The organism is Paenibacillus sp. GSMTC-2017 (assembly GCF_016019935.1).
In the GTDB taxonomy this organism is placed as follows: Bacteria; Bacillota; Bacilli; order Paenibacillales; family Paenibacillaceae; genus Pristimantibacillus.
The window spans coordinates 117,736-132,355 of record NZ_JAECMT010000003.1 but is presented as its reverse complement, the minus strand read 5'-3'; the positions used below and the strand labels follow the sequence as shown (position 1 = coordinate 132,355).

The 14,620-nt window shown below is 41.0% G+C and carries 10 protein-coding genes; 6 read left to right on the top strand and 4 right to left on the bottom strand.

Features of this window, described 5'->3' with window-relative positions; translation table 11 throughout:
* Positions 1–98 precede the first annotated feature (98 nt).
* Positions 99–2,810 (top strand): class III lanthionine synthetase LanKC, encoded by a 2,712-nt coding sequence (gene lanKC / locus I6N90_RS12615; protein WP_197935978.1) that lies wholly within the window; start codon positions 99–101, stop codon positions 2,808–2,810.
* 90 nt (positions 2,811–2,900) lie between these two features.
* Here the strand turns inward: lanKC and I6N90_RS12610 are convergent, their stop codons facing one another.
* Positions 2,901–3,590 carry a class I SAM-dependent methyltransferase gene (locus I6N90_RS12610; protein WP_197935977.1) on the bottom strand — a complete coding sequence of 230 codons (690 nt, stop codon included), beginning with the start codon at positions 3,588–3,590 and terminating at the stop codon, positions 2,901–2,903.
* 137 nt (positions 3,591–3,727) lie between these two features.
* Between I6N90_RS12610 and I6N90_RS12605 the strand changes: the two genes are divergently transcribed.
* The 4 genes from I6N90_RS12605 (at position 3,728) to I6N90_RS12590 (ending at position 7,917) form a co-directional block, all read left to right on the top strand.
* Entirely contained in the window at positions 3,728–4,366 is a 639-nt protein-coding gene (locus tag I6N90_RS12605) for a TVP38/TMEM64 family protein (RefSeq protein ID WP_197935976.1), read from the top strand.
* Positions 4,367–4,434: 68 nt separating this feature from the next.
* Complete coding sequence (locus I6N90_RS12600; RefSeq protein ID WP_232242963.1) at positions 4,435–5,187, top strand: peptidylprolyl isomerase; 753 nt, start codon at positions 4,435–4,437, stop codon at positions 5,185–5,187.
* Between the two features lie 176 nt (positions 5,188–5,363).
* The gene (locus I6N90_RS12595; protein ID WP_197935974.1) at positions 5,364–5,696 is read left to right on the top strand and encodes an ArsR/SmtB family transcription factor; all 333 of its coding nucleotides are present in this window, start codon (positions 5,364–5,366) and stop codon (positions 5,694–5,696) included.
* Positions 5,689–7,917 carry a heavy metal translocating P-type ATPase gene (locus tag I6N90_RS12590; protein WP_232242962.1) on the top strand — a complete coding sequence of 743 codons (2,229 nt, stop codon included), beginning with the start codon at positions 5,689–5,691 and terminating at the stop codon, positions 7,915–7,917. The genes I6N90_RS12595 and I6N90_RS12590 overlap by 8 nt, the downstream gene beginning before the upstream one ends.
* Positions 7,918–8,062: 145 nt before the next feature.
* On the opposite strand, the gene I6N90_RS12585 is transcribed toward I6N90_RS12590, so the two are convergent.
* The gene (locus I6N90_RS12585) at positions 8,063–9,283 is read right to left on the bottom strand and encodes a lytic polysaccharide monooxygenase (protein WP_197935972.1); all 1,221 of its coding nucleotides are present in this window, start codon (positions 9,281–9,283) and stop codon (positions 8,063–8,065) included.
* A gap of 361 nt (positions 9,284–9,644) precedes the next feature.
* Here I6N90_RS12585 and I6N90_RS12580 point away from each other — a divergent pair, with 361 nt between their 5' ends.
* A complete protein-coding gene (locus I6N90_RS12580) occupies positions 9,645–10,067 on the top strand; it encodes a DUF4395 domain-containing protein (RefSeq protein ID WP_197935971.1) in 423 nt (140 codons plus the stop codon).
* A gap of 166 nt (positions 10,068–10,233) precedes the next feature.
* On the opposite strand, the gene I6N90_RS12575 is transcribed toward I6N90_RS12580, so the two are convergent.
* Positions 10,234–13,383 (bottom strand): S-layer homology domain-containing protein, encoded by a 3,150-nt coding sequence (locus I6N90_RS12575; RefSeq protein ID WP_197935970.1) that lies wholly within the window; start codon positions 13,381–13,383, stop codon positions 10,234–10,236.
* Between the two features lie 417 nt (positions 13,384–13,800).
* Positions 13,801–14,559: a protein-glutamine gamma-glutamyltransferase gene (locus I6N90_RS12570; RefSeq protein ID WP_197935969.1), complete on the bottom strand. Its 759-nt coding sequence runs from the start codon at positions 14,557–14,559 to the stop codon at positions 13,801–13,803.
* Between the last annotated feature and the right edge of the window lie 61 nt (positions 14,560–14,620).

Below are 14,620 nucleotides of genomic sequence, written 5' to 3'. Positions count from 1 at the left end.
CATAATTTGTGATAATTTACTTTATTAGAGTTGGAACTTTATGCTATGCTAGTTTTGGTTACGAGGCTTTAAAACTATGATTTGGAGGGGGAAGTACATTGGAGATTCCATTTCGCACTTATTTGTTTAACAAAATAATACGGACCGAGCACTATGAAAGTTTGGATCGATATATTGCAACAGAGGAGTTATTGCAGATTATTTATTCAATTATTCCCGAAAAGTGGACAGTCAACAGGATGAACGTATGGTTTCGCGTAGAGGCTAAGGACCAAAAGCTTCCCCAACAAGGCTGGAAAATACATATTTCGGTTATACCGAGTCAGTGTCAAGACCTATTGCGTGATGCTGCAACCGTGCTTTTCCAGGGTGGTGTTGCCTTCAAGTTTTTATGTGATACTTCATTAGTTCGCGAATCTGGAGGAAATTTATGGAATCGTTCGTCCGGGGGAAAGTTTATGACTGTGTACCCTGCCAGCGAAGATCAGTTTCACACCACAATTGAGCAGTTGCATCTAGTTTTGCAAAAGTATGATGGCCCCTATATTCTCAGTGATCGCAGATATAAGAACTCAAAAACTGTATACTACCAATACGGATTATTCGAGAAAAATCCTTATATGACCGTTTTGGGAGATAAGAGAAACTACTTCGTTTCACCCGATGGGGATCTCAATCCAAAGACAGATTTGTCTTATTTCGATTGTCCTTCGTGGACGCAAGATCCATTCCCCTCCGAGGATGAAGTAGATGAAGATCAAGCACTTAACAACGGGAGATATCGTATCGAAAGTATGCTCAGCAATACGATGACTGGTGGCGTATACTTAGCAACAGACATGAAAGAAGATCGCTTAGTTGTAGTGAAGGAAGCAAGACCCCATACGCAAATGGATGAGTATGGACATGATGCTACCTATCGCTTGCAAAAAGAATATGAAATCTTGCAGTTGCTAGCAAAGGATGGGATTGCACCTGCACCCGTTGATTTGTTTCAAGATTGGGAACATACCTTTTTAGTAGAAGAGCATGTGAAAGGTTCCGCTTTAAATCATTTTTTCGCAGCAAACATGCCTTTCAAATATACGAGCCCTAGCGCTGAAGATAAGATCAAGTATCTCGAAACACTAAAAAAAATATGGACTAACCTCGCTAGAGCAATTGCGATCTGCCATAAGAAAAATGTAGTGTGCTGCAATTTATCGATTACGAATGTCATTGTACTGGATGCAGCGACGGGGCAAGTTAAGCTTGTAGATCTAGAAGCAGGTCATCGCTTAGGGATGGACTTCAAAAACTCTATTCAAACAATTGGCTTCTCAGACCGCGACGTTACTCAAACGCCTAAATGTGAAGATGATATTTATTCATTGGGGGCAATTATGGCGGCAAACCTCTTTCCGGTCAACTGCCTATACGAGATTGATCCGGGGAAAAAAGATCTATTCGTAGAGGCACTCGGAGAAGATCTTGGTGTACCGATGCAATTACGAAGTCTCATAAGAAGATGTATGAGTGCAGAAATAGTGGATCGCCCTACAGCAGAACAAGTTGTCTGCCTACTCGATAGTATTCATTTGGAACTTACATCAGTGACGTCCATCGTTCCTATTGCTAAGACTGAGCTGCTAACCGTAGTAGAACATACTAGTAAATATATTGTTCAATGCGCAGATTATCATCGCACCGATCGTTTATTTCCTGCTGATCCTCTAGTGTTTGAAACAAATCCGTTAAATCTAGCTTACGGTGCTGCTGGCGTTGTCCATGCTCTTCAGCGGTTAAATAAAGAGGTTCCACAAGCAGCCTTGACTTGGATACTGGCGAGATCATTATCCACAGAACAAATTCCGCCGGGATTATATACGGGCATGGCGGGAATTGCTTGGGTGCTTTTGGACGCTGGACTACATGAGCCTGCTGCTCGCCTGCTACGTAAAGCTCAAGAGAGCCCTTTGTTGCATCAATCTGCAGATATCTTCACCGGCTCAGCAGGGTATGGTCTAACTTGCATTAGATTTTATATGACGACCGGAGACCAGCATTGGTTAGATCAAGCAATTGCTGCAGGAGAGCATCTATTAACAACCAAGAAAAAGGATCGAGACGGTTATTTCTGGAAAGACAGCGAAGGCGACATTTGGCATGGTTATACAAGAGGTTCCAGCGGTATTGCACTTTTCCTACTCTATTTAGGAATTGTGTCAAAAAACGATAGCTACATGAACGAAGGCAAGCTCGCTTTAGCGTTTGAGCTTGGTAAATTGCTTAACGTTTCAGATGACATACTTAGCGTACGCAGAGGCAAGGTGGGCAGGAAAGAACTTATTATGTCAGAAAGTTGGCACGGAGGGGCGGCAGGGATAGCGGCTGTTCTCATACGCTACTGGGCATACTTGAAAGAACCCTCTTATTTAGAAACAGCACAGAAGCTTGCCAGAAATACATCCAAAAAGTATTCAACATTCCCTGCTCTATTCAAAGGTTTGTCTGGCTCAGGAAACCTCCTACTTGATATGTATCAATTTACAGGCGAAAAGCATTACCTGCTTGAAGCACATCATATTGCGAATGGAATCATGTTGTTTAAGCTCGATAAATCTGATGGGATCGCTTTCCCTGGAGAGCAGCTGATGAAGATTTCTACCGATTATGCAACAGGCTCAGCAGGGATAGCGTTATTTTTGCACCGTCTGGCTAATGAAAATGAGCATTTAAACGATTTTAATTTTACACTCGATGAATTGCTTGATTTTAGCCCTAGCGAATATCCATCTAATAAGAACTACGAACAGCTGTCGTCTATGTGAACAGACTGCTGTTCGTCAAACTTGCCTATTCTAAGCACATCGCACAACATAAACCGGCGTATTGAGGCGGGCTAGTCGTAAACATACCTATCAATCAAATGTCCGCCACCAAATGCCAGCACATTCGGGTAAAGTTATAATCCTGTCTCGTGCAACTCTATCACCCAGATCATCTCCAAAAAAGAATCTAGTCAATCGCTCAGCCTGCTCTACACTCTCGAAGCTATAATCGGTTCGAATCCATTTATGATCGAAACCATAAACGTCTGTTAGCTCCGCATAATAGTCTTTTAGAAAGTCCGGCGGATGCGGTGTTTCAAATCCTGTACCCATCGTCTCAAGGATGATTGCTGTCCCGCCGACTTTCAATACCCTTCTCATCTCTCCTATAACACGCTCCAAGTTGCTCTGCCAATCCTTGTGTGCAGTTGAACTTACATAACAAATGCTCCAGCCCGACACGACCAAATCTGCACAATTGTCTTCAAGTGGAAGCTGACGATGATCTCCAACCAGAACACCCCAATTGGTATGTCCTGCCTCGCGCAATCGGTCACTCGTTAGCTTCAACATTGCCTCCGATGCATCAACAGCCACAATAGACTTCACTTTCGGTGCAAGTACTGTCGTCAGACGCCCCGTTCCAGCTCCCATGTCTACAACATCAAGTCCATCGACAGCACGTATCTCTGACACAACTTGCAATAAGTTTGGCTGCCTAGCAATCATCTCATCGTATTGGTCTGCTTCACTTCTGTAAATCTCATCATGATTCGGCATCGTCTCTATGACCTCCATTATTTAACTTCTCAACAACACAATAAACGTTGACGTAACGAGAAGGTCAAGTAGAATGGAATCTAATTTAATTGCTGTCATGCTATAATAGAATTCAGCCCAGAACGGAGGCAAATTCTATGATCAAGAAATTAGCATTAGCAGCGGTTTATGTAGCCATCGCTTATCTTATTTATATATATGGCGATAACATACTTGCTTGGTTCCAGCAAGCTAATAGCATCCCACTTATCATTATAATGGCATCTATTATGGCACTTTTCCCGATCATTCCTTACCCCATTGTTGGAGGTGTTATAGGAGCGGCACTCGGCCCTATCCTTGGCGCAGTGATTACTTGGGCGGGTTCATCTATCGCTTCCATACTCATGTTTCTTTTTGTACGATACGGTTATCAAGAATGGGGACAACGGATTTTGGCCCGCAACAAAAGCATTAGTAAAATAACAGTTATGTTTGAACGTAATGCTTTCTTGACCATTTTATTCGCTAGAATGATTCCTTTTATTCCATCTATAGTTGTTAATGTGTACGCAGCATTAAGCCGCGTCTCCTTCACTTCTTATACAATCGCTTCCTCCTTAGGTAAAATTCCTTCTATGCTACTATTTGCAGTTGTAGGAGATAGTGTTATGAGCTCTCCTCAGAACATGCCGATAACTATCGCTGTATATGCTGTTTTTATTGCTATCGCGTTAGGTGCCTATCGACTTTGGCAAAAGCGAGGGATTGTACAACATAGAGAAGTCAAACAATGACAACCATTAGATTTTAGGCAGAAGATTATGATAATATAAATTTTGGATAATGAAAAAAGGGGGAATTAATGATGACAACAATCAAATCAAAGCTAAGACTCAGCACGATACTCTTGCTTATAACTGTATTTGCACTTATTACAGCGGGTTGCGGAGTAAATCAGGGTAAGAACAATGCAACACAAGGGTCAGGTGGGAACACAGCAACAACTGAACCATCTCCTTCACCATCCCCGTCACCAACTGCAACGCCAACTGAAACTGCAGCAGAATCGGACAAGCTTGAATTACTTGGACCTGAAAAACATCCAGTTGTGACTATCGAATTAAGCAATGACAAAATCATTAAAGTAGAGCTTTATCCCGAAGTTGCTCCTAATACCGTTAACAACTTCATTTCACTTGTGAATAAAAATTTCTATGACGGAGTTATTTTCCACCGTGTTATTCCAGGCTTTATGATCCAAGGTGGAGATCCTGAGGGAACTGGTATGGGCGGACCAGGCTATACTATCGCTGGTGAGTTCACAGGTAATAGCTTCAAAAATAATTTGAAACATACAAGAGGCGTTATTTCTATGGCCCGCGCCCAAGATCCTAACTCGGCAGGTTCTCAGTTTTTCATTATGGTCGCAGATTCTGACTTCCTAGATACCCAATATGCTTCATTTGGCACAGTTATCGAAGGTATGGAACATGTTGATGAAGTGGTTAATCAAGAACGCGATGCTAACGACTTGCCGAATACACCGATTTCTATGAAAAAAGTTACCGTTGATCTAAAAGGTATGACATTCCCTGAACCTGTAAAGGCTGAATAAATAGATACATGAAAAAAGCTCTCCTTAAAAGTAGATTATCTACTTAAAGGAGAGCTTTCTTTTTAACTAAAGCATAACTTCCTATTGGCCATTTATCCTTTGACACAACATATTAGTAAATGTTAATATGAACACATAAAAACAAATTAGTCGTTACTAATATGAGGTGAAACAAAATGATACAGCAATTAGAGCTGCAAGCAAAGTTTATTCGTGGTTTCTCTGATAAAACCCGACTAGCTATTCTTCACCTACTCTTACATGAAGAAAAAACGGTCACACAAATCGTTGATGAGTTACAAGGGAATCAGTCTAACATTTCGCAACATCTCTCCTGTTTGAAGGGCTGCGGCATAATAGTGAGCAGACAAGACGGAAAATTTGTTTATTACTCATTGCGAAATGAACAAGTAAGAACAATGCTGATTACTATAGGTTCCCTATTTGAGCAAGTTCAAGAAGAAGCTAAATGTTGTGAACGCCCATTCGGAGAACATGGTGATGAGTGATTTCAAATTTAAAAAGGATTTACTTGATTCTACTACTACTCTCAATTCTCCCTCTTCAACATGTAATGACGGTTGCTGCTCTACAGAGGAATCCTTCGGAAATGATGACGCTGCTCTAGTATCCCCTAACAATGAAAACATCCGTACCTACGATATTGAAGGTATGGATTGTAGTTCTTGTGCGCTTACGTTACAAAATCATCTGAAATTACATCAAGATGTAACGAGTGTGGCCGTTCACTATTCCAGTGCTAAGCTACACATCGAACATTCTAATTCTGTTGAAGACATTATTGGAGAAGTAAAAAAGGTAGGCTTTCATGCTTCTTTAGCAGGCTCATTGAAGGGTAAAAGTAATAGCCCACGTTCTTCATGGTCAGGTATCATCTTCTCAGCCGTTCTTATTTTATTTGGTTATATCGCTACTTTTATAAATGACAATCAAGAGATGACATCCACACTTCTATATGCAATTGCTATATTAGCGAGTGGAATAACACCTTTAAAAAGTGCCTACTACGCCCTAAAAAGTCGTTCCCTTGATATGAACGTACTAATGTCCGTAGCTGTTATTGGTGCGGCTATTCTTGGAGAGTGGCTTGAAGGGGCAACTGTCGTTTGGTTATTTGCTTTGGGTAATGTACTTCAAATGAAGTCTATGGAAAAAACCCGTAATTCCGTTCGTCAGTTACTTGATCTTGCACCACCTGAAGCTTGGATAAGAAAAGAAAATGAACTAGTACGTACAGCAGTGGAACGTATCCGCGTAGGTACAATCATCATTGTAAAACCTGGCGAGAAAATTCCGCTGGATGGCATCATTTTGACGGGAGAATCAACGATAAACCAAGCTCCAATTACAGGCGAGTCAATTCCAGTTGACAAACAAGTTGGAGATACCGTCTATGCTGGCACATTAAATCATCATGGCACATTAGAAGTACGAGTAACTAAGCAGGTTCAAGACACAACCGTTTCAACTATTATTCGATTAATTGAAGAAGCACAAGAAAAGAAAGCACCTACTCAAGATTTTGTAGATAAATTTGCACGAATCTATACACCCGTTGTATTCATTGGTGCTTTCGTAATAATGATATTCCCCCCTCTTCTCGGTTTTGGGACATGGATGGATTGGATATACAGAGGTTTGGAATTACTCGTAGTTGCATGCCCTTGTGCACTTGTTATCTCTACACCAGTAGCAATTGTTAGTGCTATCGGAAACGGGGCTAAACATGGCATTCTCATTAAAGGTGGCTCTATTCTGGAAAAAGCAGGTCAACTTAATGTCATTGCTTTTGATAAAACGGGAACACTCACGAATGGCAAACCTATTGTAACTACGCTTCTTCCCATTGGGATTACTGAAACGGAGCTTTTGCAAATCATAACAACTCTTGAATCTTATTCTACACATCCAATAGCTCAAGCCATTGTAAAACATGCCGAAGGAGCAGATGTTTATCCTATGGCAGGCTCATCGTTTACAAATGAAGCTGGCAAAGGTATTCAAGGTACAATAAACGGTGAAGTTTGTGTCGCAGGAAAAGTTGACTGGTTTAAAGAAATGGCCATTTCTTTTTCCACTGTCGCTTCGCAAATAGCCCAGCTTGAAGCTGAAGGGAATACTTTGATACTAGTAGCAAAAAACAAGAGGCTGATCGGCGTTATTGCTGTATCAGATACGATTCGCAAAACCACTTTGCAAACGATTGATCAATTACATGCAATGGGTATCAAACAAACCGTTATGTTAACAGGCGATAATGAAGGTACAGCTACCAAGATTGCAAATCAAGCTAAAATATCCACTTATAAAGCCAATTTGTTACCAGAACAGAAATTAGACGAAATCGAGCATTTGCAAGCTCAAGGAAATGTAGTGGCAATGGTTGGGGATGGCATTAATGATGCTCCTGCACTTGCGGCAGCACATATCGGAATTGCAATGGGTGGTGCGGGGACTGATACGGCAATGGAGACTGCTGATATCGTTTTAATGGCAGACAATCTAGATAAGTTGCCTCACACCATTAAACTAAGTCGAAAGACATTACAAATCATTAAACAAAATATCTGGTTCTCTATATTGATAAAACTTGTTGCTCTAGTACTCATATTCCCTAACATTCTGACCCTTTGGTTAGCCGTATTAAGTGATACCGGAGCCGCGTTAATAGTCATCCTAAACAGTATGAGATTATTAAAATACAAGTGAAGCCTTAAAGACTGATATTTATTTTCTAGTAAGATGAGAACCGTTGCATTAACCGTCATACTTGGAATTTACATTGAATCGAATCCCCAATTATGACGGTCAATGCTTTGAATCTCATTGTTATGGTTAACTGTTGTAATACTTACTAAACTGCTTTTTTCCAAACATCAGACTGATCTGGCTTATCGCCACTAGTCCACCAACGCGCCACGTACTCTACTCCGTTATAAATTACTTTATCGCCGCCAAGGTAAGCCTTCGTGCTCTTCCATTCCACGACTACACTACTTGTAAGCTTCCAAGCACTGGAATTGTCAGGCGTATTATTTTGAGTCCAATACTGAGCAACGTATTCAAGGCCGTTATATTGAACCTTGTTGCCACTCACATAAACGGTTTTAGCATCCCATAGAGGAAGTGTGCTTCCTCCGCCGTTGTTACCTTCTTCTTTTAGCGTCCTAGCCACTAGTGGGGATGAGAATGAAGATACTAGACCATTCTGATCAACTGCTTTTACTGTATAGGTATAAGTAGTATCAGATTTCAACTTATCGTCTGTGAAGGTATTGTGAGTAGTCGTCCCGCACCAAACGCCATCACGGTATACATCATATTGTTTAATGCCGACATTAGAGTTAGATGGCAGCCAGCTTAATACAATTGATTTTACAGTTTGAAGTGTCGTAACAAGATTCGCTGGTGCAACAGGAGGCTTAGGCTCAGGCTGTGGGATTGAACCATCGTTAACGAGATTAACATCAATAACTTGATAGAAAGCATTAATAGTATCTCCAATTTCCCATACACCCAAAATAATATGATAACCGCTGCGATCTGTAGGAACGTCACACTCATGTGATACGTTCATAGGTGGTTTTGCACCTTTGTAATCAACAAAGCAGAACGGCTTTGGCTCCAATGAATCGCGTGTTAGCGGCTTACTTGGATCCCAATCTTTTTTAGTAATGTAATAACTCCAACTCTCAGATACGTGGTTAGCCGTTAGCTTCCACGAGAATGTGTTTTTGCCACCATTCATTGTAACCTTTTTCCAACGTGTTTGAGATTGCTCGTACAACTCCTTAAATACTCCTGCACCTGATATTTCGCCATCTTTGGGACCAGAAGCTGGGAAGTTTCCAACAGCCTCCAAGCTTTGCGGTTCATATTGCACAGCACCACATTCTACATTTAGTTTCTCCTTACACATGTAGGACCTACTTGTAGGCGACTCGATATATCCATGCGCAGAGGCGCTCTCGGATAACAAGATCGATAGTAAAAATGCGAATGCCAGTGTACCAATTGCAATAAATAGTTTTCGAGACTGCGTAAATTTTTGCTGTACTTCTGTCTGTGAAATCATTAAAAGTTCCTCCTTCAATAATTGCTTTTTTAGTTTTAAGAATTAGATATACTTCCAATTACTACCTTCGGGTACGAGTATAGCACGGGACAATTTATTGGTAAATAATTCTTAATACATGGTTGCAACAGATAAATTACTAGGACATATCGATTTCGAAACCAATTTTAAAACTATAAATCGTCCTTTCAATCGCATTTCTTTATTAAAAATGTATAGTCACTTTGAACTATTTATATATATTTGTAATACAAAAAAATAGTTCTAAAAGTATGTAACCCATCCATCCGTTCATTGTATATTCAATACTATTAATTTATAATAGGTCATATAAACCAATCGGAAAGGTCGGGAATAAAAAATGAAAGAAATTCCTATCTCCTATGTTCGAAGTAATCAAGTCGGAATCGTCTCCTCTCTGCTTGTCGCAATCATCTTTGACCTTCCTTGGTTAATCGCAGCGCTATTCATCGTTTTGCTTATTGGCTTGGTTTTTGGACCAAAAGGAAACCTCTTCATCATAGCGGCAAAGCCGTTTGTACAGAAGTTTATTGCGAATGGCTCTACAGAGGCTATAGTATTACAACGCTTTAATAACCTACTTGGTTTAACTTTTCTTACTATTTCTTTACTAAGTTTTCTACTTAACTGGCCAATCGTTGGTTATGTAGTCGCTGGAATAATGGGTGCCGCTGCTTTAGCTGCCATACTCGGGTATTGTATCGGCTGCACAATCTACTTCCAATTCAAGCAATTACGCGCAAAGAGGTTGAGCCGTGGTTAATAAGCACCCTAAATAGTAGAGGGGTGAAATAAAAGAAACCTGCGACTATGAGGGGAATATTTTCATGTCTAAAGTTGAACTTTTCGCATCGGGAAAATTACAGGTAAAACTAAACGGCCTCAGTCCAATGGCGTTCAGGACTAAGGCCGTTTAGCATTTTTTATATTCAATCGTATTGTGCTTTTTGCATGAAACGCTCAATCAGGGCTGCTGCCTCTGCTCTTGTTAGTGTTTTATGAGGAAGAAGTTGACCATTATTCCCCCCGATAATGCCGTATTTGATATTCAAAGCCATCTCATCTCTTGATGGGGCAGAGAGCTTACCACTATCCTTAAACCGACTTAATAGTTCGTCTACTTCCTTGCTCGTCATAGATATCTCCATGCCAACAAGCTTCATCGCTTTGGATAGAAGATGCACCGCTTCTTGTCTCGTTAAGTCCTCGTTTGGATGAATAAGATGTCCTGTTTTTCCGGCAAGCAAGCCGTTGCTCTCAGCGATTGACAAAGCTTCGTAGTACCAATCCGTCTTCTTAACGTCCACATACGAAGTGGGCTTCTCAAAGTTCTGCAAGCCTAAAGCTCTTACTAGAATTGTCACGAATTCGGCGCGGGTAACATTCCTATTCGGCCCAAAATGATGTTCGTCAATGCCATTAATAATGAGCTTCGACGCCATGTCATTGATACTTGCTTTAGCCCAATGTTTTTCAACGTCTAAGAAAGAGACTTCGTTATTCACAAGGACGTAAGTACCACTTGCCATGCTGTACATAACCGCATAATATTGCCCATTTTCTTTAACAATTCGCGTATATACTGGCTTAATTTCTCCAACATCTGTCACAACGACACCAGTCGTAATTTCTTTGTGATCGATACCATCAGGAATAGCAACTTTCCGCTCCACGAAGGTTAGAAAGTTATTGATTTCGATAGAATTCCCATTATAATGTGCGATAAGTTTGAATTGGACTGCAGGTGAGATGATCTTACCTTTACCAATTTTGTTGCGTATGGATTCGAATTCACTACCCTGTACATTGTTAATTTCAAAGCTAATTTTTATGTCATCTGCATGTACATCTGACCCAAATTTGTTTGCAATGGTTTCAATGTTAAAGTGGCTAGCCGACAAGTCATATAAAGCACTATTCGTTTGAATATGAAACTTCGTCTTTTTATTGTCTAACGTTTCTAGAAGTTTTCCGTTCAACTCGGCAATAACACGATCGGAGCCGTTCATCACCGATAGGCTAACTAAAGATTGGTTAGGCATCATATTTAGGACCGAAATGAGCTTTTGATTATCAATAATAACGTTGGTTATTTTTTTCCCATCTACAGTAGTCACTATTAATTTTGCCATTTGCTGATGATTGTCATTGTTAATTTTGATATCAAGGAAGTTGTCAAACACAGGCATGCTTCCTGCTTCTCCCCCTCCACTTGCGATTGAGATCGTGAAGTTGATGCTCGTTACATTGCTGGCTGCATCTGTTACGACTAACGCATAGCTTCCAGTCATACTAACGGTTGTACCAGTGAGAAACGACTCCCCGTTTAATGTAGCAGTCCCTTCGTTAAACGTAATAATGACGGGAGCTGTGTAAGTTGGTGCTCCAGTAACGACTCCGGTAACCGTTGGCCTCGTTTTGTCAATGGTGAAAGCAACAGTTGTGCTGTTGCCAGCCGCATCAGTAACGACGAGCGTATACGCACCTTCTGCGCTAACTGTAGCACCGCTTGAGAACGCAATATCATTTAGCGTGGCCGTTCCTTCGCTGAACGTAATCGTCCTGTCCGTATTATAGCTTGCGCCATAAGTAACTCCTGTAACTGTCGGCGCAGTTTTGTTTATCGTGAACGTAATGATGGCGCTATTGCCAGCTGCATCCGTAACAACGAGTGTATACGCACCTTCTGCGCTAACTGTAGCACCGCTTGAGAACGCAATATCATTTAGCGTGGCCGTTCCTTCGCTGAACGTAATCGTCCTGTCCGTATTATAGCTTGCGCCATAAGTAACTCCAGTGACTGTCGGTGCAGTTTTGTTTATCGTGAACGTAATGGTGGCGCTATTGCCAGCTGCATCCGCAACAACGAGTGTATACACACCTTCTGAGCTAACTGTAGAACCACTTGAGAACGCAGTGTCATTTAGCGTTGCCGTTCCATCACTGAACGTAATCGTCTTATCCGTGTTATAGCTTGCACCGTTAGTGACACCAGAGACAATAGGCGCAGTTTTGTCAATGATGAAAGTACTAACTGTACGGTTACCAGCTACGTCAGTAACGACGAGCGTATAAGTGCCTTCACTACTTACTGTAGCACCGCTAGTGAAATTTGAGCCATTTATTGTAGCTGTTCCTTCATTAAACGTTATTGTCCGATTTCGGTTGTAAAGACCGCCGTTAGTAGCACCCGTAATTACAGGATTAGTCGTATCTAATACAATCGAATCTGAATAAATCGACGAAATAGCATTAGCAGAATCCTTGAGCTGATAGTATACCGTTTTAGTAGAATCTCCGCTGGTTAAAGTCCAAGCCTTCGTAGAATTGAAAGACTCCCATGTTGACCAAGTAACATTGTCATTTGAAAAATGTATTTCAATAGAATCACCATTCGGATCTGATGCTGAAAGGTTAAGGTTAACTGCTGTTGAATTAACATGTGTATTTCCGCTATTAATTTGAATAGCACCCGTTGGCGGGGAGTTAGTGTCGTATGTGACGACAAGTTTCGGTTGATTCGCCACATCAGGGTTTTCTTTAGACCAAATTAACAATCTGGAAACCACATTGCCAGCAGGTTCATTGCTTTTAAGTACAAAAGTTATATTTCTGTCATTTGAGTCAGTATAAGAATGAACGAGTGAAGTCACATCAATTATTGTAGGTGAATTATTAGAAAACTGGTTGCGATAAACGGTGACCATTGAAGTTTCATGTGAGGGAAAATTTAAAGCATTATCTACTAAGTTGTTGTCGGTCGAACCGTGGACGTTTAGAGAAAACAACTGATTTCCGTCCTGAAGTTGATAAACAGGGAGAAACAATTCATATTTAGTCGGAGTGCCCGGAATGTTACCGAGCGTGAATCGGATAGCTGATCTTTCGGCGCTATTACTCTCAATGCCGACATAAAGCATATCAAAGTCGTTGTCGTAGGTTCGGCCATCGAATAACAACACATCAGCGGTAGCCGGGAATGAGACCGTGTCGGCATAAGCTCTATCAGGCAACCCGCCTAGTGTTAGTAGTCCTAAAATTAGCGTAGTAAAAAAAATAAAAAACTTCATTGATTTCATCACTGTATCCTCCTAATTAAATCGTAGACTTACTCCCCTTTTCAAATCGAAAAGACCTGAGCTCTTTAAGAAATCAAGCCACTACAATAATGTTAGGGACGTTGCTCATGCGCGTAGCATTGCGCGAGAAAACTTGAAGCAATACCGTTTCGACCGATAGCTTCCTCAGAATATCGTAACACACAACAAAATGTTACAATAACTGCATAAATCTGTCTACTATTGTCGAACATTTAATCTCCCGTCTTATACTAAACTACTTTCTTTAATAACTGAACTGTAATTCTCTTATTTTACAGCTCATATTTCTCAACCTTATTTAGTGGTAATATTTATCTTAACTGTACCTGAGCATAGAAAAACTGCACCCCGATCGTTAGATAGATTCTAACAATTAGAGTGCAGTCCACATATTTATTAAAGAACCTCTTCTACCTCACGCATCGATATGCCACGAATGATCTCGAAGTTCGGCCTCAGCACTAAATCCTGTAAGTAGGCCGAAACCGTACTGCCCGGTGCCCTCGCTCGATTGAGCTGCGCTATCATTTCCTGCCCTGAGCCAATGCCAATACCATGACCAAAAAATAGATTGTCGTCCAACTTGATGACATTTTCCCCTTGCCATTCAGGTGTAGCGGGATCATGCTGCGGATTTTTGAAATACATCACATCACCTGGATACGTTTCACTGAGATCATTCGACGTAATAAGCTGTAAATCTTGATCATGCTGCCAATCTCTAAGAAATAGATTGGGGAAGTAGGTATTGAAAGAAGCATTACCAATCGTTTCAAGCACAGCCTTATATAAAATAATAATAATAGCTCCAGCACATTCAAACGCGTATTGATGACCATTTTCAAAAATATCATTAACAGCAGCAGCTGGCTGAACGCCCGGTCTTAACAGAAAACCTCCATCAGGCGTACGAATCCAATACTTTTCATTAGCTCTAGAATTACTGAATGTTCCGAAGCTTACCCCACTCGCATAGAGCGCCTTAGCTGCCTCTACTATATGCGTTCTCATCTTCAGTTCAAAGATTAAAGCATCGACTGATGGGTACTGATACATAACAGGACTGCTTTGCTTCTGGCGTAAAATTTTCTTCTCCAGCTCCGACAGCATCCGTGGTGGGATCTCTGCTGAGCTGCCATCTGATATTACGATCACGTCATTTCCCCCAAGCCAATTGAATTGATTAGGTTATTGTACGTGTGCAATACTCGTCTGG

What these genes read in the sequence shown, in the direction of transcription:
- I6N90_RS12610 (WP_197935977.1), bottom strand. Translation starts at nt 3,590, where the DNA reads ATGCCGAATCATGATGAGATTTACAGAAGTGAAGCAGACCAATACGAT.
- I6N90_RS12605 (WP_197935976.1), top strand. Translation starts at nt 3,728, where the DNA reads ATGATCAAGAAATTAGCATTAGCAGCGGTTTATGTAGCCATCGCTTAT.
- I6N90_RS12600 (WP_232242963.1), top strand. Translation starts at nt 4,435, where the DNA reads ATGATGACAACAATCAAATCAAAGCTAAGACTCAGCACGATACTCTTG.
- I6N90_RS12595 (WP_197935974.1), top strand. Translation starts at nt 5,364, where the DNA reads ATGATACAGCAATTAGAGCTGCAAGCAAAGTTTATTCGTGGTTTCTCT.
- I6N90_RS12590 (WP_232242962.1), top strand. Translation starts at nt 5,689, where the DNA reads ATGAGTGATTTCAAATTTAAAAAGGATTTACTTGATTCTACTACTACT.
- I6N90_RS12585 (WP_197935972.1), bottom strand. Translation starts at nt 9,283, where the DNA reads ATGATTTCACAGACAGAAGTACAGCAAAAATTTACGCAGTCTCGAAAA.
- I6N90_RS12580 (WP_197935971.1), top strand. Translation starts at nt 9,645, where the DNA reads ATGAAAGAAATTCCTATCTCCTATGTTCGAAGTAATCAAGTCGGAATC.
- I6N90_RS12575 (WP_197935970.1), bottom strand. Translation starts at nt 13,383, where the DNA reads ATGAAATCAATGAAGTTTTTTATTTTTTTTACTACGCTAATTTTAGGA.